The sequence below is a fragment of the Photobacterium aphoticum genome (genome assembly GCF_001029435.1).
GTDB classification, from domain to species: Bacteria; Pseudomonadota; Gammaproteobacteria; order Enterobacterales; family Vibrionaceae; genus Photobacterium; species Photobacterium aphoticum.
Genome location: NZ_LDOV01000010.1, coordinates 197,146 through 221,822 on the forward strand (window position 1 = coordinate 197,146; position 24,677 = coordinate 221,822).

Below are 24,677 nucleotides of genomic sequence, written 5' to 3' on the forward strand. Positions count from 1 at the left end.
AATCCAGCCCTCGGGCTGGATTTTTTTTGCGTTGAATTTAACGGGGGCATAAGGCGATATACAGACACAGCTGTAAAGGAATAAGGCCAGCCAGAAAGGGGGTATCTTTCTGCTCTGGGCTGGTACTTTGCATTCGGAGGTGGGAGTCTATACTCAATGCATTGTGTTAACCTAGGGTTCACCTTCAATGAATAATGTATCGACATGGATGGCTCGTGATCCAGACCCCACTACACGAGAAGAACTGCAACAACTGATTGATGCAAATGAACAGGCGGCGATTGATGATCGCTTTTCCTCTCGCCTGGCGTTTGGTACCGCTGGATTAAGAGGCATTGTGGGTGCCGGTCCTAACCGTATGAACCGGTTAGTGATTCAGGAAACCGCGCTGGGGCTGGGCACCTATCTATTACAACAAGTGCCAGACGCTGCCGCCAAAGGGGTCGTGATCGGTTATGATGGTCGTCCTGACTCCAAACAATTCGCGACCGATACTGCCGTGATGCTGGGCTCGCTCGGTATTCATGTTTACCTGACAGAAACTGTCGCGCCGACACCGGTTGTCGCTTTTGGGGTGCGCCACTTAAATACCGCAGCGGGTGTAGTCGTCACCGCCAGCCATAACCCACCGGCTTATAACGGTTTTAAAGTCTACTGGGGCAATGGCGCTCAAATCATTCCGCCGCATGACAGCGGTATTGCTGCGCAAATCGACATTGCTGCACAAGCGCCTTTACCTGATCTCACCTTGTCACAAATTGAGCCGTTAGGCTTACTCACACCACTGGGACAAGGGTTCTATGATCAATATCGCTCAGCCCTGAATAACAGTCCGTTTTTGTCTAATCACACCGCCCCCGAGGCGGTCAGTATTGCCTACACGGCCATGCACGGGGTAGGGGCGAATTTGTCTGAGGGCTTACTGGCTGATGCCGGTTTTACGCAGGTTTACAGTGTAAAAGCACAGCGAGAGCCGGACGGTACCTTCCCGACCGTGAACTTCCCGAACCCGGAAGAGCCGGGGGCGATGGATATGGTTATCGCAGAAGCCAAAGCACATAATGCGACGTTAGCCTGTGCCAATGATCCGGATGCCGATCGCTTTGCGGTCGCTGTACGCACGGAAGAGGGTGAGTATAAGATGCTGACGGGTGATCAGGTCGGCGTGTTATTGGGACATTATTTGCTGTCGCGCGTGACACCCAGTGAGGCGATGGTCGGCACGACAATTGTTTCTTCCAGCTTGCTGGAGAAAATCGCCAAGTCGGTGGATGCCAATTACTTTCAGACTTTGACCGGTTTTAAATGGCTGACCAATGTCGCTATGGAAAAACAGACGGAACAACAACCGTTTATTTTCGCCTATGAGGAAGCTTTGGGGTACACCGTCGGCAGTACAGTGTGGGATAAAGACGGCTTGTCCGCCTTGGTGGCCTTTGCCCAGTTAACCGCTGAATTAGCGGCCAGCGGTAAAACCGTGTGGGATCGCATCGAGGCTATTTACCGTGAACATGGTTTATACCTTAATGCCCAGCGCAGCATTGCGTTGCAACCAGGGTCGCCACCGATTGGTGATGCCCTACGTGCCAATCCGCCGAGTGCCATTGCCGGACGTGCGGTGGTTCGTACCGATGATTTGAAGATCTCGCAACGTATCCATGCTGACGGCTTGGTAGAAACCATTGATTTACCGTCCAGCGATGTGTTGATTTATCATCTTGATGACGCTTCTCGCGTGGTGGTTCGCCCTTCGGGGACAGAGCCGAAACTCAAGTGTTATTATGAGGTGGTGGAAGCGATGGGGCATGAAGATTGCCTTAAACATGTACAGCAGCGGGCAGAAGAAGCTATGGCTGATCTGATTGAAAAACATCAGGCCTCGCTGTTGAGCTAAGTGTGAAGCAAGCAGAAGCCGTGTGATAAAAAAACAGCCCGTTATGAAGATAACGGGCTGTTTTTTCTGGCATGTCTCTGAGGATTCAGATTATTGCGCTTGATTCTTTTCGTTGATTTCTGCGTAAGTGTGCAGCAATTCAGTCAGCACTTTCACCCAACCAAAAGCATCGCCTGGGGCATCTTGCAGGATTTTCTCTACCTGTTCACAGTGCTGCTCTAGGGTGACCGCTTCTTCCAGATTGAAAGAAATCGCGTAGAAATGCCACAAGATCAGACGGGTCATACGCTCGGTGTTTTGCTTCGCCATGTCTGACTCGGCAAAAGCGGCTTTCACTTCACCCAGTGCAATGGCATTCATGCGTAACATGGCGTCAAACTGCGCTGACTTCATGCGATCTTCGCTGTCGACTTCTTCTTGTTCAAACGTAAACAGTTCCTGCATGGCTTCTTCTGGCACCATACGGCTGATCACGCGCAAACTGAACTCTTCCAGTTCGTGGCGTGGCATGGTCATCAGGCATTCAAGGCTATAATCGCGTTCCATGGTTACTCTGTCTTTTGGTTTGCAAGGGCGCGTATTCTGAGTGATTTTGCATGAAATTGCTAGCGCTTGTTAGTTGCCTCGCAGGTTGCGTAACTCGTCATTATTCCGCTTGAGACAGGCTCGGCTTTGACAGGGTTTTGACATTACACTGACGGGCTTGGGGTATGGTCGGCGCGAATTTGTGATGAAGAGTGACTATGAGCAAGCAACACACACCGAATGAATCGGAGCAGAAACAGGCTAACGTAGCGGAAAATCATACCACTACGCCATCATCTGACACCGCGAAAACACCGCGTAAAAAGCGTCGTGTACCCAAATGGGTGAAATATACCTGTTTGATTGGTGTGCTGGTCACAGGGGCGGGTCTGACGAAAATGGGCTTCGATCTGAATCAGGAAATCACCGATAAGTTTGAAGGTCAACTTTGGCAATTGCCTTCGGTGGTGTATGCGCGCGAGCTAACGCTTCAGCCGGGGGCAATGATCCGTTATGAAGATCTGATCAGCGAGCTGAAAGTCCTCAAATACCGCAAAGTGAATAAACCAACCCAGCCCGGTGAATATTCAACCAGTCGTCTGAAGGTGGAGTTTATCCGCCGTCCGTTTGAATTCCGCGATGGGCCACAAGAAGCCCGTCATGTTATCGCCCAATTTGATTACTCGAAAGTGAAGCGCATCATTGATGCTGAGAGTAATAAAGAGTTGGGCTATGTCAGTGTCGAGCCGAAAATGCTCGGCATGTTAGAAGCCAAAACAGATGAGCAGCGTATTTACCGTCCGATGGATGAAATGCCGCAGCCGCTTATCGATGCCCTCATTGCCACAGAAGACCGTGATTTCTACCAGCATGATGGTATTTCACCCACAGCCATTGCTCGAGCCTTCATCGCTAACCTGAAAGCCGGTAAAACGGTACAGGGTGGCAGTACGCTGACGCAGCAGCTTGCTAAGAATATGTTCCTGAGCAGTGAACGCAGTTTGTGGCGAAAATTCCGCGAAGCGTACATGGCGCTGATCATTGATTACCGCTATAGCAAAGATCAGATCCTAGATGCGTATCTCAACCAAGTGTATCTCGCGCAAAGTGGTCGTGATGCAGTACACGGTTTTGAGCTGGGTGCGCGCTTTTATTTCGGTCTGCCGTTGACAGAACTGCGTGTGGATCAGCAAGCACTGCTTGTGGGCTTAGTGAAAGGCCCGTCTTATTACAATCCGTGGCGTTATCCTGAACGTGCTGAACACCGTCGTGACTTGGTGTTAAAGCTCATGATGGAAAATGGCGCGCTGGATAAGTTCGATTACAAAAAAGCCATCAAGCAAGATTTGGGTCTGCAAGCCAAAGGCCAAATCTCTAACCGTCAGCCCGCCTACTTCGGTCAATTAGAGCGCGAAGTGGAGAACAAAGTCCGTGGTTATGAAGCCGGACAGGGGCTGCGTTTGTTCACCACGTTAGATCCGCGTTCACAGGCCATGGTTGAGCAATCGGTGAAGAAGGTTATTCCGACGTTGGAAGCCAAAGCCGGTAACGAACTGGAAACGGCGGTAGTGGTCGCAGACCGTATGACCGGTGAGATCCGTGCCATTGTGGGGGGCTCTCGTCCAAGCTATGACGGTTTTAACCGCGCCGTGGATGCGAAGCGTCAAATTGGCTCTGTGGTGAAGCCTGCTATTTATTTGGCTGCGTTGGAAATGCCGGAACGTTTTTCATTGGCGACCAGCTTACAAGATCAACCGTTGACGATTCGTGGTGAAAACGGCGAGAAGTGGTCACCGCGTAACTATGACCGTAAATACCGGGGAGAAGTACCGCTGTACCGAGCCTTGGCCAAGTCTTACAACATCCCAACCGTGAACTTGGGGATGGCCGTCGGTCTGGATACCGTGATTGATACCATGGGACGACTGGGTATTAATGAAAATGAAATTCCTAAGTTGCCGTCTATGTTACTGGGGGCGTTTACCTTAACGCCGCTGGAAGTGACGCAGATGTACCAGACCATCGCTAATGGCGGTAATCGCAGTGAATTAACCGCATTGAGCGCGGTGGTCGATAAAGACGGCAAAATCCTTTATCAGCACTTACCGACATCCAGTGAAATGGTGTCGCCGCAAGCAGCATGGCTAACCATGTTTACGCTGCAGAAAGTGGTGACAGAAGGGACAGGCCGTTATTTGAATTCCGTTTTACCGTCTTCACGCTTAGCGGGGAAAACCGGTACCTCGGATCAGGGACGTGACAGCTGGTACGTCGGTGTTGATGGTCGTGAAGTGGTGACCATCTGGATGGGACGTGATGATAACAAAGCGGTGAAGTTAACAGGCTCTTCGGGCCCGTTACGTTTGTATACCGATTATGTACAGCACCGTGATCCTGAGCCTTTGGTGTTGCCTGTGCCATCGCACGTGGTGGATTTTGAATACTACCGCGATCAACGCGGCGTCTTAGCGCAAAGTTGTACGGGGAACATGTATCTGCCGACGTGGGATCCGAACAATAATCTGCGTGAAGGTTGTATGATTGAGCCGGTTGAACAAGTGCAGCGTGGCGTGAAAACCGTTGAGAAAGGCGTGAAAGAAGGGGTTGAGCAAGTCGGTGGTTTCTTCAAGAAACTGTTTGACTGGTAACGGCCTTGATTTGCGTCGTGCTAGCCGGATCGCTACAATGCTGCGCTTTACTGTGTTCTATCGAGATACATCGACATGCGTTTATTGAAATCTACCGTACACCCTGATCTGCCGAATCTGGAAGGCACGATGTTTCACCGTAAGGCGGCACGAGGCATCATCTTGCAGGGCGATAATATCTTGATGTTATACACGGCGCGCTACCACGATTACACCTTACCGGGTGGCGGGATTGATGACGGTGAAGATGCGGTGCAGGGCTTGATCCGTGAGTTGGAAGAAGAAACCGGCGCACAGAACATTCGTGATATTACCGAGTTTGGTCTCTATGAAGAGTATCGTCCTTGGTACAAGCCTGAGCATGACATCATGCACATGGAATCTTACTGTTACGTCTGCACGATTGATGCGCAGCTTGGTGAGACGAAGTTGGAAGATTACGAAATCAATAACGGTATGAAGCCGGTATGGATGAATATTTTCGAGGCCATTGCGCACAACGAACACACCATGGCGAACAGTGATAAGAAGGGCATGTCGATTGAACGTGAAACCTTCTTGCTGAAACTGATTGCGAAAGAGTTGTTGCCACAGCACCCGCAAACTCAGCGTGTGGTGTTGGACGATAGCGAGCCGTCAGTGGCTGCGTAAGCTGTTTTACCTAACACGTTCGCTGTTAGCCTAAGAAAAAACCAACCACGGGTAATAACCTGTCGGTTGGTTTTTTTATGCCTGTTATTTGTGTCGCTGCCCTTGCCCTTGCCCTTGCCCTTGCCCTTGCCTAAGTCCCAGTTGCTGTGTCATTAGCGACAGTTTGCCAAAGGCAAGAAGCGTTTACTGCACAAATTCATGAATGAAGCTGATGGTGTTTTTGTTGCAGTAGAAGGTGGATTTTTTCTCTGCCTGCTGAATATCAATGCCTGTGCTTTTCACCACTTCGTTTTCTTCATTCATATAGTCAAACAGGGTAAAGCGGACATCATCATTTTTGCAGGTCAGCATGTTGCCCGTGACAGCCTGACGGAAATAGCGATTACCATGCAGGTTTTTCTTGGTGCAACTTTCGGTAAACACCACGCTGCTGTCTTTCAAATTGGTGATATTCAGATCGTAATGGCGATCACTGCGCATGAACTCGATCATTTTGTCGTTGCTTTCACAGGAAAAAATCAGTGAGCGAGGCTTGTCTTTCGCCAGTGAAGGCGCACTGAGCATGGCACATAACAGACAGGTGAGAAGGTAAGGTGTTTTATTCATCATCGTTAGCCCGCGTTCGTTGTTTAAAATGGTCACTGTGAAAGGTCAGCGTGTTGCGTGACCGGTTCGTTTTAATGGTGTTATTGCGTTTGTTTTACATTCATGTCGCCGTCTAAATATTTGCTATCACACTGTATTTATTGATTAAATTATAAATTTGATGCTTAGAAGGCTTATTGGGGTCAGTATGCTGTCATGGTGGTGATTTTTTGCACGGTGTAAAGAAATAGACTCAAACCTAACGCATGCTTTCTGCTTGCCTGTTACACGAAAAGCGCATCAAACTGATTGGTAGGCCGAGAAATATGATAGGGAGAGTTTCTCGTTGTATTCCTGATAATCATAACAATAAGATCGGGTGCACGATGAGTGAGGCCGTTTTTCAGCCTATTAGCCACCGATAACATCAACGCGCATTAAGCGCTGTGATAAGTGAAGAGGCGCTGTTTCGATATACTTGCAGTTATGTGCATATGTTACCGTTTATCAATGAGTTAGGCTGTATTTTGTACAGCGTGTTCGGTGGGGTGCTTATATTCCATAATGTGGTTTTTTTGTAGAAAATTATTCTCTCTGAGGTGTAAAAGGGAGGATATATGAGAAAACAATTATCTAGTGTTAAGTGTAAATTATCTCTTATAAGAACAGGGCGATGCCCACTATCCCTACATTACGCTTGAATAAAGGTTTTTATAATGAAAAAGCACCTATGGACTGGTTTTATTGAGACTGTTAAGCGCGAAGTCGTCCCTGCACTGGGTTGTACAGAGCCTGTATCTGTGGCATTAGCAGCAGCGATGGCGACCCGTGCATTGAAAGGGCAGCCAGTGCGTATCGACGCATTTGTTTCGCCGAACTTGATGAAAAACGGCATGGGTGTGGGCGTACCAGGCACCGGTATGGTTGGTTTACCTATTGCAGCCGCCGTGGGCGCATTGGCGGGTGAACCAGATGCAGGTCTGGAAGTGCTGAAAAACATTACGCCAAGCGATGTAGCGAATGCTAAAACCATGCTGGATAACAACGCGGTATCTGTTGGCGTGGCCACTGTAAGCAACATCCTGTTCGCTAAAGTGACCGTAGAAACCGCTGATGAAACCGCGACGGTGATCATTGCGGATGGTCACACCAATGTGGTGTCGATGGAAGTGAACGGTGAAGTGACCTTCATTGCTGATCAAACATCGGATGCTGAACCTGTGAAGAAAGTGAATATCTTCGAGGAAGCAACCGCATTGGATATCTACGAGTTTGCGTTGAATGCGCCGCTGGAAGATATTCAGTTTATCTCTCAGGCGTACGATCTGAACAATGAGCTATCAAAAGAAGGTTTAACCGGTAAATACGGTTTGCAGATTGGTGCGACCTTCCAGCGTAATATCGACCGTGGCCTGTTAACGGGCGGTTTGATGACAGACATTCTGCGTCGTACGTCAGCGGCGTCGGATGCCCGTATGGATGGCGCAATGATGCCTGCCATGAGCAACTCTGGCTCTGGTAACCAGGGCATCGCAGCAACCATGCCAGTTGTGGTTGTGGCTGAGCACGTGAAAGCGGATCAAGAAACCACCATCCGTGCGTTGATGATGTCTCACCTGATGGCGATTTACATCAAAAGTTACCAGAACAAACTGTCTGCATTGTGTGGTGCAACAACCGCATCCATGGGCGCAGTAGCCGGTATGACGTGGTTGCTGGGCGGTGAATTTGACCAGATCAGCAGCGCGATTTGTAGCATGATCGGTGACATTACCGGCATCATTTGTGATGGCGCAAAAACCAGCTGTGCAATGAAAGTGTCTTCTTCGGCGAGTGCGGCGATTAAAGCGGCATTAATGGCGTTAGACGGTATCCGTGTCACCGGTAGCGAAGGTATCGTGGCAGACAATGTTGATGCTTCAATCCGTAATATGTCTGCATTGGCGAACGGTGCGATGACACAAACAGACGTGCAGATCCTAGAGATCATGGTACACAAGTAATCGTGCGATGAAAGGCCATCAATAATCGACGCTGAACAAGCGACGATAAATAATCAACGATGAACGATCAAGGGCAGCTATTACAGCTGCCTTTTTGCGTTTTAGCGGCCAGACAGAAAAGGATAATAGGGGGATGATGGGAGAGGCGATAATGAAGAAACGTTATGCGGCCTAATAGCCTGACCGCGCCATTTTTTTATGCCTGCGCTGACTCTTGATCAAGTCGTTAATACGGCTTTCGATCTGGCTGGTGCAGTATAACTGGCGAATGAAGACCCCTTGTCGAATCACTGCGCCTTTCTCATAGTGGGGCGCATCAGGCCCCGTGAAGCGGGAATACTCATACACCTCAAATTTCACTTCAGACGCATCCTCTTCAGGGGGCTTGTGACAGGTTGCTCGATACCGAAAAGCCATGTCTTTCTCATCGGTATCCCGTAAAAGTGCGACATATTTGGCCGGGCAAGTGGCATCAAAATCGATCATTACCCCTTTACTGACCGTAAGCCGAAACACGTCCTTTTCTTTGGATAAAACCACCGCACTGTCGCCATTCAAGCACGAGAAATAGGTCTCGGGGGATTGCGCATGTGCCATGGATGCAAGGGGGATGCTGAATGCTGTAATGCCTGCCGCTATGCATCCAAGTGTGAAAAGAGAATGAGTCAACGCACGGGTCTCGACTAAAAGCTGAAATGACGCCCTAAACGGCAGGAACGAAAGGGCTCATCTTGTCATGCGTTAAGTGAAATGCACTCACAGCATGATGAATATTCCACGCTGCTTACACTCTGTGTGTCTGTTTTCACCCGTTGCCCGTGAAGGTGTTAGCCAAGGCACAAAATGCACTTGGTGTGCCGGTGACTTGTCCCCTCGTTATGCTTATCCTGATGTTCAGTGACAGAGTGATTGTTATTGATAAGCCTTAGTTGTTGTTATTCGTGTACGTGCTTGCGCTGGTCTCCGTACTGGTGTCGGGTTGTTCGTCTTGGGATACATAACCTTTGCTGGCCGGTGGTGAAACATCTGACGTAACCCAACCACCCCCGAGCACTTTATACAAGGTCAAGAAGTTCAGCTGCTCAGATAGCTTGGTGTTTATCAACTCTTGCTGTGCGGTGTAGAACGAACGTTGTGAATCCAGCACCGTGAAATAGTCATCGACCCCTTCATCAAAGCGTAAGTTGGACAGGCGGAAACTCTCACCCGTGGCATCAACCAGCATTTGTTGGGCAGCAACCTGATCTTTGAGCGTGGCTTGATTGGCAAGGGCATCCGCGACTTCACGAAAGGCGGTCTGAATTGCTTTTTCGTATTGATTCAAGGCGATTTGTTGATCGGCACGTGCGACATCCAGCTGGGCATCCAACTCTCCCCAGCGGAAAATGGGTAACACGAGGGTCGGCGTAAAGGTCCAACTCAGGCTGTCATCAGAAAACAGATCATCGGCGGAGGCACTTAATAACCCTCCGGTGGCTGTCAGGGAAATCGCGGGGAAGTACGCTGCTCGGGCTGCACCAATGTTGGCATTAGCCCCGATCAACTGGTGTTCGAGCGCCAGAATATCGGGACGGCGAAGTAACACAGTAGACGGCATCCCCACTTGAATCGGCGCAAATTGGATTTGCTCGGCCTGTTTGGGCAGTAAATCGGTGGGAATCCGTGTGCCGACGAGGGTAGTCAGTGCATTGATATCCACGTTGACCTGACTGGTAAAACGGGCGACGTCTTTTAATGCGGTCGCGACGGTGGTTTGTGCCTGTGCGACATCCAAGCCTGTGGCAACGCCGCTGTTTAAGCTTTTCTGGGTCAGGTTGAGCGAGTCTTGCTGCAAGGTCAGGGTATCTTTTGCCAGCTGTAACAAGTATTGGTCGGCGAGCAGGGTCAAATAGGCTTCAATCACGCTGCTGACTAGGCTGAGCTGGGTATTTTTGCGCGCTTCAATGGTGGCGAGGTATTGCTCTAAGGCTTGTTGTTCTAAGCTGGCAATACGTCCCCAAAAATCAATCTCGTAGCTGGTGATCCCCAAATCCACGCTGTACTGACGGCTGATAGTGGAATTGCCATTGTTGGCGTTTTCTGGGATCCGTTGATTGGCGGCACCTGCGGTGGCATCGATATTCGGTAACCGATTGGCACGTTGAATGCCAAATAACGCTTCGGCGCGCTGAATATTGAGCAAGGCAATGCGTACATCACGGTTGTTATCGAGGGCTAATTCCACCACCTGTTGAATTTTGGGGTTTTGCACAAACAGTCGCCAGTCTTGCTCGACCGTGACGGCTTTGGGGGCAACCGGTGACGTTCGTGCCTGTGTTTGCGTCTGTGACTGAGTTTGCGTTGCCGGGTAGCGACCGGGCACCGCTTCGCTGGAAAGCACCAATGGGCTGGTGGATGACGTATTGTTGGTCGCGGTATAGATGGAATAATTTGCGCTGTTGGTCGCATTGGGTTGTACAGGCCAGTCCTGTTCGACAGGCAGTGCGCCACGTTCATAATCAGGAATGAAGTTCACGCAACCTGCCGCAGAGATCGCCACCGCAATGGACAGGGCAACGCCAGAAAGGTTAGTCATGACTTGGCTCCTTATGCGTGACGTTGACGCCTGGATCATCACCGGGTTTAGTACCCGTGGATTGAGTCCCCGTATCTGGTTGTGGATCTTTGCCATGGAAAAAAAGTGTGACAACCACAAAGAAGAGAGGAATAAAAAAGATCCCTAAGAAGGTTGCGGTGATCACGCCGCCGACAACGCCGGTGCCGACCGCATTTTGCGCCCCTGAACCGGCACCATTAGAAATGGCGAGCGGGACAACCCCCATACCAAAAGCGAGGGAGGTCATCAAAATTGGACGTAAACGAATTTTGGCAGCATGAATAGCCGCGTGGTATATGTCTTCCCCCGCGTCATGGTATGACTTGGCAAACTCTACAATCATGATGGCATTTTTCGAGGCCAGGCCAATGGTTGTCAACAGACCAACCTGGAAATAGACATCGTTATCCAAACCAAAGAGCAGGGTGGCACTGACGGCGCCTAAAATCCCCAGTGGAATGATCAAAATCACCGAAAACGGTACTGCCCAACTTTCATAAAGTGCGGCTAAGCAGAGGAAGACGATCAGGATGGATAAGGCATATAAGAGCGGCGCTTGACCACTGGAAATGCGTTCCTGATAAGACATCCCCGTCCATTCTACACCCACGCCGGCAGGTAACTGGCTGACCAGTTTTTCCATTTCCAGCATGGCATCACCGGTACTGACGCCGGGAGCCGGTTCCCCCAGTATTTCCATGGCGGAGGTACCGTTATAACGTTCTAAGCGGGGCGAGCCATAGGTCCATTCACCTTCACTGAATACCCGCATGGCGACCAAATCCCCGTCTTTATTGCGCACCTTCCATTCCATGATGTCTTCTGGATTCATACGGAAGGGGGTATAGGCTTGCACGTACACCTGTTTTACCCGCCCGCGATCGACAAAGTCATTCACGTAGCGGCTACCAAAGGCGATCCCTAGCGTATTGTTGATATCATTTATGGCGACACCCAGTGCGCGGGCTTTAAGTTGATCAATTTTGATGTGGTATTGCGGGGTGTCATCTAAGCCATTGGGTCGAACAGCGGTAAGCAACGGGCTTTGTGCGGCCATGCCCAACAGCTGGTTACGGGCATTGATCATCGCCTCGTGGCCCATGCTGGATCGATCTTGCAGGAACATATCGAAGCCTGTGGCGTTACCCAGCTCCATGATGGCCGGCGGCGCAAAGGCGAAGATCAAGGCTTCAGGTATCTGGGTAAACGCCCCCATAGCCCGCCGAACAATGGCATTGACCTTGTCTTGCGGCTCGGTACGCTCATCCCAGTCTTTCAGTGATACGAACATCATGCCGGTATTGGCACCGGAACCGGCGAAGCTGAAACCAGCAACTGAAAAGACCGATTGCACGTTTTTCTGTTCTTTTTCCAGAAAATAGTCTTCTACTTGATCAAGGATCTCCAGCGTTTGCCCCTGTGTGGAGCCACTGGGCAGCTGCACCATGCTCATCATCACCCCTTGGTCTTCATCTGGTAAGAAACCACTGGGCAGACGTAAAAAGAGCAACGCCATGACAGCACCGATCCCTAAATAGATCAGCAAGAAGCGCACACTACGATGAGTAATGAAAGTCACGGCGTTGGTGTATTTGTTGGTGGCTTTGTCGAAATTACGGTTAAACCATCCCGCAAAGCCAGTGTCTTTGTGGCCGTCGGTGGTTTTGAGCAGGCTGATGCACAGGGTAGGCGTCAGAATAATCGCCACCATGACCGACAGGGCCACAGCGGTCACAATTGTGATCGAGAACTGGCGATAAATGGCCCCTGTTGAACCTGCAAAAAATGCCATGGGAACAAATACCGCACATAGCACCATACCAATCCCGATCAAGGCACTGGTGATCTCATGCATAGATTTTTCCGTGGCGGCACGTGGGTCTAAACCTTCTTCTTCCATGATCCGTTCGACGTTTTCAACCACCACGATGGCATCATCCACCAATAAGCCGATGGCCAGTACCAAGGCAAACATAGTTAACGTATTGATGGAATAGCCGAGTATCAATAGCACCGCGAATGTCCCTAATACCACCACTGGAACGGCAATGGTTGGGATAAGCGTGGCACGGAGGCTTTGTAAAAACAGCAGCATGACCAAGAAGACCAGAAAGACCGCTTCTAATAAGGTTTTGACCACTTCTTCAATGGAGATTTTGATGAAGGGGGTGGTGTCATACGGATAGACAACAGAGATCCCTTCTGGGAAGAAGGGTTTGAGTTCTTCCAGTTTGGCCCGTACCGCATCCGCCGTTTCCAGTGCGTTTTTCCCGGTCGCCAGCGCAATCGAAATCCCCGAGGCGGGTTGTTTGTTAAAGGCGGAAACCGTTTGATACGAGGCGGCACCCAGTTGTACATCGGCCACATCTTCAATTAATACTTGTGAGCCGTCAGGGTTGACCTTTAACAGAATTTTTTTGAATTGCTCGACGGTTTGCAGGCGTGATTGTGCCGTAATTGTGGCGTTGATTTGTTGTTGGGGTGTTGTCGGCGCCGCGCCTAATTGCCCCGCTGAGACTTGGGCATTTTGTTCCTGAATGGCGGAGACCACATCGGACGGCATGAGCTCGAAGCTTTCCAGTTTATAGGGGTTGAGCCAAATGCGCATGGCATATTCAGCCCCGAATAACTGGGTTTGCCCGACGCCATCCACACGGCTGAGAGGGTCAAGCACGTTACTGGCGATGTAATCGGAAATGTCATTGTTGTCTAACGACGGATCACTGGAGACAAAGCCGATCACCATCAAAATCGAGTTACTGGCTTTCTCTACCCGCACCCCTTGGTTTTGCACATCAATGGGCAACAAGGGCGTGGCGGCAGAGAGTTTGTTTTGCACCTGTACCTGTGCGATATCGGGATCCGTACCGGCAGCAAAGGTCAGGGTGGTGGTGGTATTACCAAACGAATCAGACGTCGATGACATGTACAGCAGGTTATCCAACCCATTCATTTGCTGCTCAATCACCTGCGTGACGGAATCTTCGGCGGTTTTGGCCGATGCCCCCGGGTAGTTCGCAGAGATCTGAATGGCGGGGGGCGCAATGCTGGGGTATTGCGCAATAGGGAGCAGGATAATGGCAATCACCCCTGCCAGCATCACTAATATCGCCAATACCCAAGCAAAAACAGGGCGTGCAATGAAAAAATGAGCCATAACGCGTTCCTATTGCTGAGAAGGGGTAGACGAACCGGGTGTGCCTTGTGCTGAACCTTGCTTGGCTGTGATCTCATGGGACTTAGCCACCGGACTGCCCGGACGCACAAACTGCAGGCCATCCACAATCACTTTTTGACCGACTTTCAGCCCCTTAGTGATCAGCCATTGATTGTCCACGAGCCGATCAGCGGTCACCGTGATGATGTCGACTTTGTTGTCGCTGTTGATCACCGAGACTTGCGCATCGCCTTTTGGAGTCCGTGACAAGGCTTTGGCGGGAATAAGGATGGCTTTGTCCATCACGCCACGAGGCAGTGACGCGCGTACAAACATGCCAGGGAGTAAGATTTGATCCGGGTTAGGGAAAGTGACCCGCAACACGAACGAGCCGGTTGTTTCATCAATGTTTACGTCAGAAAACAGAATGGCGCCGCGATGATCGTAAGTGGTGCCGTCCTCCAAGAAGAGGGTGATATTTTTCGACTCTCCTTGAGTGCGGGTAAATTGCCCTTGCGCTAATTCCCGACGGAATTTCAATAATTCAGTGCTGGAGGCGGTGAGGTCCACATACATTGGGTTGTAGGTCTGAACCGTGACTAACGGCGCGGACTGGTTAGCGGTGACCAATGCCCCGGCGGTGACGGTGGAGCGTCCGGCTCGGCCGGCAATCGGGGAATAGACACGGGTGTAGTTGAGGTTGATTTTGGCATTTTCGACCGCCGCTTTGGCACTGGCAACATCGGACTGTGCTTCCTGATAGGTGGCGACGGCATCGTCATAATCTTGCTGTGACACCGCACGTTCTCGTACTAATCGGCGGTAGCGTTCGGCTCGATTACGGGCAGTGGATTGATTGGCGATGGTTTTGCGCAGGTCCGATTGAGCTTGATCCAATTGTAATTGAAAGGGAGCCGGGTCAATTTGATAGAGCGGCTGGCCTTGTTTCACCATGGTGCCTTCTTCAAACAACTGCCGCAGAATAATACCGCCTACCTGTGGGCGTACCTCGGCTTCGAATGAGGCGAGGGTACGGCCGGGCATCTCATCATTCAGAACCACTTGCTGGGTATTTATTGTGATGTAACCAATGTCATATTGTGGCCCTTTAGCGGCAGGGGCGCCAGTATCTTCACACCCTTGCAGTACCCCAGTGCTCAGCCACACCATTGCGAGAGACAAGCGTTTTAATGCGCTTAAATTGATCATAACCACAGCCTATGTCCACCCCATTATTCAACGACAAACGCAGGTGAAAAATTAACCTGCGAACAATGAAAGCTTATGGAAGATTTTTAGCGGTGAATGTCTTAACTTTGCATATGGTATGGGGGGAGGCGAAAGGCATTGGAGAATGCGGCGGCAATTCAGTCAGTTGCTGTCTACTGACCAGCCAGTCCCGCAAGCGTCAATAATAGACGAAGGAATATGGATGAAAAAATGCCGCTCAGTTGACTAATTTTTTCATCTGCAGACCAAGAAAAATAAAGCTGATCCCTTCAATCAATAAGGATACGCCCACAAAGATCCCCAGCAGGGAAAGGGAGAATGTCGGATCATCGAGATACGAGAAGAAGTAACCGCCAATAATGACGGATAACAGGCCGCTTAAGATAATCCAGGTACTGCCGGGTAGGCCACGGTTACTCATACCAAAAATCATGCGTGTCGCCCCGTTAAATATCATCACGATGACCATTAACATGGTGATCGTGACTAAGCCCTCCAGCGGTTTGAAGAGAATAAACAGCCCCCCGACGATATAGAGCACGGCACTGAGAACATACCAGAGTTTGACCTTCCATTCATGAATACTGAAGGTGTGATAGGCCTGTACCAATCCACTGAACAGGAAGATCCCGCCAATGATGGTGGTGATCGTCAGCCCTGCCGCGACAGGCAGACTGATGGCGGCGAGGCCCGCTAAGGCAATCAGCGCCCCGACAATGGCAAACCATTTCCAGCCTTTGGAGAGAAAACGCTGGGCGGTAACGTTATTGGTGTTTTCAGTAGAAGGATTGGGTGTTTGATTGGATGTATCCATGCGTAACCTCTCGGTGGGTAAAGATATCCCAAAGTCTAGTCGAGAAAGCTGTCAGGCTAGAAAGATCAGCACGACACCACGCTGTACGCGGTGCCGTCCTGTAGGGGGATGGGTGAATCAGTGTCTGTGTGTCAGTCAGTGGTGTTGTCTGTTAGCTTGCCATTGATGACGGATGCAGGTATTGCTGCCACGCCGTGTGATACAAGGCTTTCGAGGTAGCACGCAGTTGCTGGATCTGCGCGGTTTCGAATTCACTCAAATCACGTTGTTGTGACTGTGCTGTTCGCTCAATACGCTGGATTTGCTCGTAAATCTTATGCTCTTCACCATTTTTGACATCAGAAACGGCGGCCAAGTGCAATTGTACTTCGGCAATCAGTTGTGATTGCGGCAAACGGACCAGGACTTTCAAATCACGGTAGCCAGAGGCAGTCGGATTTTTAAAGCGGTTTTTTACCGCGACCAACGTGGCTTCTTTGCCCATCCACTCAAAGGCCTGTACAAGGCTAGGGATGTCGTTGGCAACCAGTGATGCACGTGCCAGGTCGGTGATTTTCGTTGCGTCACCTTCCAGTTCAGTATCCACTTTGGTCTGTGCGCGTTGCTTGGTTTTTACACCGGGCAGAATCACGTCAGTGCTCGTCAGCAGGCCAATTTCCTGCATCAAATTATTCAATTCATCCTGCGCAGCAGGTGCTTGTGCATACAGCTTATTAAAGTCAGCATATGGCTGTGCAATGTGTGGCGCACGCCAATCCTGAATGCTGTACAAACCGCTCAAGCTTTGCTGGAAAGACTTCTTGCTGCCTTCCGACAAGCGAGCGGGAAACTCATATTCTTGTTTGTTGTGATCAGTCGCTAGCGGTGCAGCAACGGCTGAACTTCGGCCCAAAACAAACAAAAGGATAAAACATGTGCGAAGTAACGACTTCACGTCCATTCATCAGCTCCTTGTGCCAGGGGTCTCTGGCATATACGTAAACGGTGGTTTCAACGGTGAATGCCGATGAAAAAAAGGTGACGTATACAAAGGGTTGAGCGGCGCTACACGAAGAAGATTAGCAGAGTTAGCTGAACAGAAGATGAATTTCATTCAAACCAATAAGCAAAATAGCGCTTTCTTTCATCATTTTGTTCAAGTCGGAATCAATAGTGTGAGCTGCAGAAGAAAAACGCACTGCGCGTGAAGTCAAACCAAGAGGGCAGAACAGAGGGTGAAAAACTAAAAAGGAGCCCAATGGACTCCTTTCTCTGACAAGTTCATCGCTGTTAGATGAACGATAAACCGTGATTAACTGGCCAGTGCCAGCAGCTCCTCATTGGGCGCAGGGCTGACCGGTGCCAGTGACGGATTCAGGTATTGATGCCAAGCGTGCTGGTACATCTCTTGTGATTGATTACGCAGCTGCGTGATCGTCGCGCGTTCAATGTCATTCAATACACGTTGTTCAGCCTGTGCGGTACGTTCAATTTGCTGAATATTGGCGTAGATATCATGTTCAGGGCCGCTTTTGATATCCGCAATTGCATTCAAGTGCAGCTGAATTTCCGCAATGATGCCCGTTTGTGGCAGTTGTACCAGCATTTTCAGATCACGGTAACCGGATGCGGCAGGTGTTTTAAAGCGGTTCTTGGTTTCTAAGACGGTGGCTTCACGGCTGAGTAGGCTGTATGCATCGACCAGTGAGGCAATGTTATCAGCGACCAGGGTGCCACGGGCAATGTCTGTCAGTAATTCAGGATGGCCGTTGAGTTCGGTGGCAATTTTATATGCAGCACGCTCTTTGGATTTCACACCCGGCAAAATAGGCAAGGTGGTGGTGTGCAAACTGACTTGTGTTAACAGTTGCTGCAATTCATGTTGTGCAGGCTCTGCATGTTGGTACAGGGTATCAATATCCGTGAAGGGTTGATTGACCGAAGCGGCTCGAAAACTCGGAATGGCATAAAGGCCGCTGAGCGAACGTTGAAAATTGTCTTTTGTGTCTTGCGTAGGGGATGCCGGATGCTCGATGTCCGCATCGGTGAACTGTGGAATCGTTGCATTTGCAACAGGGCCTCGTCCGAGAATACAAAACAGGACAAAGCAGGTTCTGAACAAAGATTTCGCGCTCATTGAATCTCCTTGGTCTCACCACAGTAACATGCTGTGGTGCTACTGAAGATATCGGGTCTGCGGGGCGATTTTCAATGTGCAAAAGGGCGAAAAAACCTTACTTATTACAAGGTTGTGATCGGGCTCCCACTTGTATGCATGATGCGGATAACGATGTGTAACATTGCATGACAGTAGCAAAATACGCCGATAAACAGTGGTAGAATGCGCGGGTTAATTCAGCGAGAGATTTGTCATGCAACAGGATTTGTTCATTATTTTTGCCATTGTTTGGGTCGGTATGGCCATTGGCAGTTATATGTTGTTCCAACGAGGAAAGGACGTCGAGCGCAAGCGTAAGTTGTGGCCAATGTATACCATTGGTAGCAATGTGGTGGTGGGGGCGGTGATTGTGTATATGCAGCCACCATTGTATTTAATGTTGGCGTTATTGGCACTGATGGTACCGGTGACAGTGATGACGATCCGTTCAACCAAGTTTTGTGATGCGTGTGGTAGCCCGTCACGCTCGCCTTTCTTTATGAAGCCTCCGGCAAACTGCTCACATTGCCAGAAGCCTTTAAAATAAGCGTTTGTCTCCTCGGTGATGGCCTTCACGGCCATTGCCTGTTATGCACTTAGGCATTTTTCTGTGAGTGCATCCCGTTCAAATTGAATACCTTGCCAACCGTACTTCATGAAATGGCGAATATTCTGGTGATCGTTGCCTTCCGGGTGCTGTAAGACATCCACGCGATAATGCTCCCCAAAGCAAGCAAGCACTTCGGCTTCCGAAAGATTTTGTCTTTTCGCAAAGGCAAATACACGGCAGGAGCCTTCATTCTGTCCTGGTGCGTTATGCAGAGTGTCTTTTCCTAAACCATTGGTAAAGCCAGCTGGAGAGTAGTCGTAATGTTGATTGATGGTTTCAATCACTTGTTTAAAGCCGACGGTTTCAGGGTGGTGTTTAATTTGATGAAGTAGCGTTTCCATCGCGAGCATCTCCTTCTGTGTATCTCTTATGTGTTGTCTCTAAAGTCATGAGATTCCCGTCAGCTATCTGATGCTGACGGGATGTCAGTTAACGCTGACCTTGTTTTTTCGCTTGCTGTTTAAGCTCGAAATCAAGTTCATCAGGGAAAACAACCAACCCGTCTTCATCTTGATTCGGGAAAATAACAACAGCCAGTTCGTCATCCTCTAGGCCGTAAGTCCAACGGCTGTGCCATTTGTTCAATGAAATGGCTTCCGCTTTACAGTTATCCCAGTCACCGGTTGCCCAAGATTCAGCAAACTCTTTGTTTGGCCAAACTGGCACGCAATCTTCGTCATCGGTGTTAAGCATGACACAGCCATGCTCGTCAGTCAGAATCCAAATTTCACGGTTAGCAACCACTTCCTTCACCAAATATTGGTAACGTTTTTCGGCATCATAAGCCTGGATTGTTTCAATTTGGTTTGGATCTAATGGCGTGGACATTTGTCTTTTCCTGTAACACATAGTAATAGGGTCATAGCATAGAGGAAAATTAGACTTTAGTCATTGTGTTAGCGGTGTGGTTTTTGCTTTCTACGCCCTGCAAAAATGTTGCCGGGCGTAGATACCTATCTGGTCGAACCTATCTGGCCGAACTATCAGGCAGAGTGAGAAAGGCTGGAAGGATTAGCGCAGAGTATAAGGAATACGAACTGATAATTGGAAATCCGGTGCATCAGCGGTTAACCCTGCGCTGACCCCGACGTTAATGGTGGTTTCAGGGTTAATGGCATAGTTAGCCCCCATGGAAATCGAATCCAGCTGAAGCAATTTCGCATCAGATGGGGTTTCGCCATTGATTTTGGATTTCAAAATGGTTTTGTGGCTTAACCCTAAGCTGAACGAAAATTTTGGATTAACGGCGAAACCCATCCCGGCACTAAAGGAAATGGTATCACCGAGATCGATGGTATTCGCCTGTAACTCGCTGGTGGTGCCGTCTTCGTTCTCAACCGTCACGTCCACATCCACATCGTCTTTGATGTTCCAGATATAGCTCAGGTTGGCATAAATGACGGCAGGATCCATGGGTAAAATCATGGTCAGGCCGGGTTCAATGCTAGGGAAACCCGATCCGGTGGGAAGCTCTTCAAAGTCACTCAGATCATTGACTGGCACATCGTACGGTGAGGTACCGGTGGTGGATTTAAAGCGCAAACCTGCAATCCAGTAGGGAGGATTTTCCATGTTGATTTGGTATTTAAACCCCGCTTCAATATCACCGATGTCACTGCCTTCAACGGTGCGCAAGGTGTCATTGGGCACCCCTTGTTGGAGTTCACGTTCAAAAATGGAGTCAGAACGGTATACCCACGGAATACGCGCTTCAACTTCCAGTCGGTTGGTAATACCGTAACGGCCGGTTAAACCGAACGTGAGTGTGGTTCGATCAATATCACTCGCACGGATCAGACCCACAATCAATGAAGGTAATACGGTGTACCCGACAATAGAAACACTATTGGATGAATTTTGTGTGTATGAAAAGCTGCCATCCAGCACAAAGGAGCCTTTAGGCGTTAATACACCGGGTAAATCTGGATCCAATAAGTCCCCAAAGGTTTGTACACGCTTGGGTTTTCCTTGCTCCCCGTTGGTGTTGTGGTTATCGGCGGCAACGGTGCCGGACACCGCCCCTGACATGAAAGCAAGAAGCGTGATGATACTTTTTTTATTGAACGTGCTCACGATGGCCTCACTTACTCTATTGAATTACCGACTCTTTCGTTAAAAAAGGAAGAGGGGTAAGGGTTAGCACTTTTCCACTGAAATAAAAAACTGATAAAACAGATAAGAAAATCATAGTTGAGGTGAGAATAAGCGGGTACTTGAGAATCTCAGATACAGTCTTATGGTTGAGATTGAATCATTAAGGTCACACTCAATATATAGGAGTAATGTTGTAAGACTTTATTAATGGCTTTTTTCGAAAATAAATAGGCATTTGAAATGGGTAGGGTTCAATCATGATAACACGTATCAATAAATAGACAATGATACACTGTTCTAAAGAATAAAACAGGCGTCTAACAGTTGAATGTATGAGACGAAATTTCACAAATTAGGCAATATAAGTAGAGGAAATTAAAAGTAAAAAGTTCAGATCGAAATGGATCAAAATTTATTAAAAATAATACAGACATCGAACTTGCAAACTCTATAGTTAAGTTATCTCGCAAACACATGCGAGTGATTATAAGAAAATAACTACTCAATATATTTGGAGTAATACCATGCGTAAAACACATATCGCACTTCTAGTAGCAGTAGTAAGTTCTCCTCTAGCGCTTGCCAATTCATACTACGACCCTTACAACCCATATTATGATGATGGGAATGACAAAACCATCACCGATTCATTTAATAAGGATCTTGATGCGACCTTAACAAAGAGCATCCATAAAGAGTACAACATCGAAAAAACGTACAAGTCTGATGACGACACGTTAAAAATGTACGATGTGAATAATACTGACAAACATGAGTACATTAATAATAGTACGCATGATTACAGCCAAGATTGGACACTAAAGATCGAAGAAAACTGGAATACGGCAGAGTCAAAACTGGATGGCTCAGTGGCTTACAGTAAAGTGTCTTACGGTGGTGCATGTTGTGAAGATCACGGCGGTTACTACGGTAAAGGCTACGGCGCACCATCTTCACCATCTTCTTTGACGGTTAGCCATCACAATGATATGTCTGGCGCATTCTCTGGTGCTTCAGGTATTAACATTGCAGGTCAGAATGCGGGTAATAACTCGCTTGTACAACAAAGTGCAAGTACAAATGCAATGCTCGCGGGTAATTAACACATAACTGAGGGCTGTTCGCAGCCCTCAGGAGGATGTCATGAAATATTTAACACTGATAGCGGCGGTATGGGTTTCAACCAGCGCACTGGCTGCTGATGAGTTGGATATTCTAGCAAATTCTGAACGGTTAACGAATGATGTGATGACCGTATCCCGTGGGGGTGAATACGAGTTAAAACTGGATAACATTCATGCCAGTTCAGATATGTATGGCGATGTTGCAGGTAATGGAGCATATAACAATACGACAGGTGATAACGTGATTGATGCAGGATCACTGAGCAATTCATCTGGGGTGTTTAATATTGTCCAGAACACCGGTAATAATGTGTTAATTCAAAATGCAACCGTGGTAAACCTGACATTGAAGTAATTGTTAGTCTATCTACGCTGACACGTAATGTGTCAGCAACCAATCAAATATAACAGAATAATTGAATTGGTTTCGCAGGGGTAACAAATGTGCTTCATTATTTATGGTTAAAACAATAGGTTAACCATTATCAAATGGATGTGAATTATAAAAATTAAATTATATGTTTGGAGTAGTATCATGCGTAAAACGAACGTTATGCTATTAGCAGCATTGATTGCAGCGCCATTTGCAATGGCCGATGACAGCTCATACGGTGGCGGTTATTATGGTGGCGGATATGATGACTATGATGGTGATGTCACCATTGAGGGCAGCAAAAATAAATCAGCAACCATTGATGTAGACATCGATTACAGCAAGAAAGTGCACTACAACAAATACGAAAGCTCTGACGATGATTACATGAAACTGAAGAACGTAGGGAATACTTACTACGTGAAAGATGAAGATAATTCAGAGTGGGATGCCTCTATCGATAAGCATATTGAGAAAGAACTCAATCACTATCTGGCCAAGTCTAAGTTGTATGGTGGGGTAATGTCCACAGAAGTCACCTACGGCGGAGCGTGCTGTAAAGGCACAGGTACGGATGTCATGGTGGATCACAGCAACATGATGGGCGGTGCTTACCAGAGTGCATCAGGTATCAACATTGCAGGTCAGAACGTGGGTAACAATTCCATGGTTCAACAAACAACAAGTACCAATGCAGCGCTTGTTGGCTCAGGTGGAGGCACCTTACCGGGTGGTGGTGGCTCATATTAAACGAACAAAGGGCCGCAAGGCCCTTTTTTCATGAAGGTATCATTTCTAATATTTGTGATTGGACTGTTTTGCTTATAGTTAATAAGTCGATCATTCGATTCGGTAGGCGGTAACGAGTATGAAAAAATCAATATTATTACTTGTCAGCTTATTAACCACTTCGAGTGCGTCAGCATTGGATTATTTTCCCAATCGTGGCGGCTATACGGTGAATGTGCAAAGCTATCAAGAGCAATTGTTTGGTGATGTTTTTCGGCAGCAGTATGACTTTAGTTGTGGGTCAGCGGCTGTGGCTTCATTGCTGAAGTTTCATTACGGTATTGAAGCAAAAGAAAGCAGTATTTTCGAATACATGTTTGAACATGGCAATCAAGCAAAAATAGAAGAACAAGGTTTTTCAATGCTAGATATGAAAAAATACCTTGTCTCTTTAGGTTTAGATGCTGATGGCTATAATATTCCTCTTGATAAATTCCGTCAGTTACGGATCCCGGCAATTACGATTGTGAATTTTGATGGTTACATGCATTTTGTCGTGATTAAAGGAATGAACACGAATAATGTCATATTGGGAGACCCATCACGGGGAACCATGTTAATGCCAATTGAGGATTTTAAACACTACTATAAGGGCTCGGTATTATTAGTAAAGAACCGAGCAAAAATAGGCCGGGAAAGTTTTATTACAGCTGATAATTATAATATTTATTCCCCTTCACCCGTAGCTGAAGGTGTTGTCCGAGACTCATTGTCTACGTTCAGTATTACGCTACCCGGTGCAAATGATTATTAGAGGCTAGTATGAGAAAGTCAACGCGATGGCTCGTTGCATCAGCAATCGGTGGGACGGCACTGATTGCCAATGCGTCTTTGGGTTTTTTAACGGTTGAACAGGTGGCGACGGCCTCCTTGAGTGATCTGGAAATGTCCTCCATGCGAGGGGGCTTCGTTTCTGTTGATAATAACGTAATTAACATTGGACTCTCCATTAACACAGCAATTAATGGTGAAACGGTGTTGTCTACGCATATCGCTGATTTCACGATTAATAACGGTGTGTTAAGCAGTAGAGATGGCAGCAAAACGTACGATTATGCTGATCCTTTACAGGTGATTAAAGTCGGTGAAAATAATATTTATAATGGAACGCCAGGCTCAGATGCCACAGGTGTGGTGGTACAAAACAGCTATGATGGCACGGTGATCAATACTCAAACGGTGCTGGATATAGAAGCCGACATTGATGGCTATAACCGCCATACACTATTTAAGAATCAGCTAGAAAGTGCCATTCTGTTCAATGGTTATTAATCGAACTATTACTTTTTTTACCTGAATATCACTTTTTTGTTATTTGGATAGGCATTGCATTACGCAGTGCCTTTTTTTTGTCTGTTATCTCAGTTTAGACTGGAAAAAGTTCCATTAAAAACTGTTTATTTTTAATTTTGTAACTTATTGATAAGTTTATCTTTTAACTATTTTG

Annotated in this window: 22 protein-coding genes; 10 read left to right on the top strand and 12 right to left on the bottom strand. The window is 48.1% G+C overall.

Annotation, left to right across the window (positions count from 1 at the left end; genetic code table 11):
* Positions 1-187 precede the first annotated feature (187 nt).
* Positions 188-1,894, top strand: coding sequence for a phospho-sugar mutase (locus ABT58_RS04865; protein WP_047873219.1), 1,707 nt, complete (start codon positions 188-190; stop codon positions 1,892-1,894).
* A 90-nt stretch (positions 1,895-1,984) separates the two neighbouring features.
* Here ABT58_RS04865 and ABT58_RS04870 read toward each other — a convergent pair whose 3' ends face one another.
* A complete protein-coding gene (locus ABT58_RS04870) occupies positions 1,985-2,440 on the bottom strand; it encodes a hypothetical protein (protein WP_047873220.1) in 456 nt (151 codons plus the stop codon).
* Between the two features lie 197 nt (positions 2,441-2,637).
* On the opposite strand from ABT58_RS04870, the gene mrcB reads away from it, so the two are divergent.
* Together mrcB and ABT58_RS04880 are read left to right on the top strand one after the other, a co-directional pair.
* Positions 2,638-5,067: a penicillin-binding protein 1B gene (gene mrcB, locus ABT58_RS04875; protein ID WP_047873221.1), complete on the top strand. Its 2,430-nt coding sequence runs from the start codon at positions 2,638-2,640 to the stop codon at positions 5,065-5,067.
* Positions 5,068-5,142: 75 nt separating this feature from the next.
* A complete protein-coding gene (locus tag ABT58_RS04880; RefSeq protein WP_047873222.1) occupies positions 5,143-5,718 on the top strand; it encodes an NUDIX hydrolase in 576 nt (191 codons plus the stop codon).
* Positions 5,719-5,901: 183 nt separating this feature from the next.
* On the opposite strand, the gene ABT58_RS04885 is transcribed toward ABT58_RS04880, so the two are convergent.
* On the bottom strand, positions 5,902-6,327 hold the full coding sequence (locus tag ABT58_RS04885; RefSeq protein ID WP_047873223.1) for a hypothetical protein: 426 nt from the start codon (positions 6,325-6,327) through the stop codon (positions 5,902-5,904).
* A gap of 692 nt (positions 6,328-7,019) precedes the next feature.
* On the opposite strand from ABT58_RS04885, the gene ABT58_RS04890 reads away from it, so the two are divergent.
* The gene (locus ABT58_RS04890; protein ID WP_047873224.1) at positions 7,020-8,306 is read left to right on the top strand and encodes an L-cysteine desulfidase family protein; all 1,287 of its coding nucleotides are present in this window, start codon (positions 7,020-7,022) and stop codon (positions 8,304-8,306) included.
* A gap of 171 nt (positions 8,307-8,477) precedes the next feature.
* Here ABT58_RS04890 and ABT58_RS04895 read toward each other — a convergent pair whose 3' ends face one another.
* From ABT58_RS04895 to ABT58_RS04925, 7 genes are all read right to left on the bottom strand, one after another.
* A complete protein-coding gene (locus tag ABT58_RS04895) occupies positions 8,478-8,822 on the bottom strand; it encodes a hypothetical protein (RefSeq protein ID WP_146147212.1) in 345 nt (114 codons plus the stop codon).
* 409 nt (positions 8,823-9,231) lie between these two features.
* Positions 9,232-10,881: an efflux transporter outer membrane subunit gene (locus ABT58_RS04900; protein ID WP_082210965.1), complete on the bottom strand. Its 1,650-nt coding sequence runs from the start codon at positions 10,879-10,881 to the stop codon at positions 9,232-9,234.
* On the bottom strand, positions 10,874-14,059 hold the full coding sequence (locus ABT58_RS04905) for an efflux RND transporter permease subunit (protein WP_082210966.1): 3,186 nt from the start codon (positions 14,057-14,059) through the stop codon (positions 10,874-10,876). The genes ABT58_RS04900 and ABT58_RS04905 overlap by 8 nt, the downstream gene beginning before the upstream one ends.
* Positions 14,060-14,068: 9 nt before the next feature.
* Positions 14,069-15,268, bottom strand: a complete 1,200-nt coding sequence (locus ABT58_RS04910) for an efflux RND transporter periplasmic adaptor subunit (RefSeq protein ID WP_047873226.1) — start codon at positions 15,266-15,268, stop codon at positions 14,069-14,071.
* A 238-nt stretch (positions 15,269-15,506) separates the two neighbouring features.
* Complete coding sequence (locus ABT58_RS04915; RefSeq protein ID WP_047873227.1) at positions 15,507-16,103, bottom strand: HdeD family acid-resistance protein; 597 nt, start codon at positions 16,101-16,103, stop codon at positions 15,507-15,509.
* 151 nt (positions 16,104-16,254) lie between these two features.
* Entirely contained in the window at positions 16,255-17,043 is a 789-nt protein-coding gene (locus ABT58_RS04920) for a nucleotidyltransferase family protein (protein WP_047873228.1), read from the bottom strand.
* A gap of 351 nt (positions 17,044-17,394) precedes the next feature.
* Positions 17,395-18,219: a phosphoribosylglycinamide formyltransferase gene (locus ABT58_RS04925; RefSeq protein WP_047873229.1), complete on the bottom strand. Its 825-nt coding sequence runs from the start codon at positions 18,217-18,219 to the stop codon at positions 17,395-17,397.
* A gap of 235 nt (positions 18,220-18,454) precedes the next feature.
* On the opposite strand from ABT58_RS04925, the gene ABT58_RS04930 reads away from it, so the two are divergent.
* On the top strand, positions 18,455-18,787 hold the full coding sequence (locus tag ABT58_RS04930; RefSeq protein ID WP_047873230.1) for a membrane protein: 333 nt from the start codon (positions 18,455-18,457) through the stop codon (positions 18,785-18,787).
* 41 nt (positions 18,788-18,828) lie between these two features.
* Here the strand turns inward: ABT58_RS04930 and ABT58_RS04935 are convergent, their stop codons facing one another.
* The 3 genes from ABT58_RS04935 to ABT58_RS04945 all read right to left on the bottom strand — a co-directional run bounded on the left by ABT58_RS04935 (position 18,829) and on the right by ABT58_RS04945 (position 20,923).
* Positions 18,829-19,191, bottom strand: coding sequence for a HopJ type III effector protein (locus tag ABT58_RS04935; protein ID WP_047873231.1), 363 nt, complete (start codon positions 19,189-19,191; stop codon positions 18,829-18,831).
* Between the two features lie 88 nt (positions 19,192-19,279).
* A complete protein-coding gene (locus ABT58_RS04940; RefSeq protein ID WP_047873232.1) occupies positions 19,280-19,678 on the bottom strand; it encodes a DUF2750 domain-containing protein in 399 nt (132 codons plus the stop codon).
* 183 nt (positions 19,679-19,861) lie between these two features.
* On the bottom strand, positions 19,862-20,923 hold the full coding sequence (locus ABT58_RS04945) for a transporter (protein WP_229821516.1): 1,062 nt from the start codon (positions 20,921-20,923) through the stop codon (positions 19,862-19,864).
* Between the two features lie 545 nt (positions 20,924-21,468).
* On the opposite strand from ABT58_RS04945, the gene ABT58_RS04950 reads away from it, so the two are divergent.
* From ABT58_RS04950 to ABT58_RS04970, 5 genes are all read left to right on the top strand, one after another.
* The gene (locus ABT58_RS04950; protein WP_047873233.1) at positions 21,469-22,047 is read left to right on the top strand and encodes a hypothetical protein; all 579 of its coding nucleotides are present in this window, start codon (positions 21,469-21,471) and stop codon (positions 22,045-22,047) included.
* A gap of 40 nt (positions 22,048-22,087) precedes the next feature.
* A complete protein-coding gene (locus tag ABT58_RS04955) occupies positions 22,088-22,423 on the top strand; it encodes a hypothetical protein (RefSeq protein ID WP_047873234.1) in 336 nt (111 codons plus the stop codon).
* A 180-nt stretch (positions 22,424-22,603) separates the two neighbouring features.
* Positions 22,604-23,191, top strand: a complete 588-nt coding sequence (locus tag ABT58_RS23410) for a hypothetical protein (protein ID WP_053062972.1) — start codon at positions 22,604-22,606, stop codon at positions 23,189-23,191.
* A 118-nt stretch (positions 23,192-23,309) separates the two neighbouring features.
* Positions 23,310-23,984 carry a C39 family peptidase gene (locus ABT58_RS04965; RefSeq protein ID WP_047873235.1) on the top strand — a complete coding sequence of 225 codons (675 nt, stop codon included), beginning with the start codon at positions 23,310-23,312 and terminating at the stop codon, positions 23,982-23,984.
* A gap of 8 nt (positions 23,985-23,992) precedes the next feature.
* Complete coding sequence (locus ABT58_RS04970; protein WP_047873236.1) at positions 23,993-24,502, top strand: hypothetical protein; 510 nt, start codon at positions 23,993-23,995, stop codon at positions 24,500-24,502.
* The last annotated feature ends 175 nt before the right edge of the window (positions 24,503-24,677 follow it).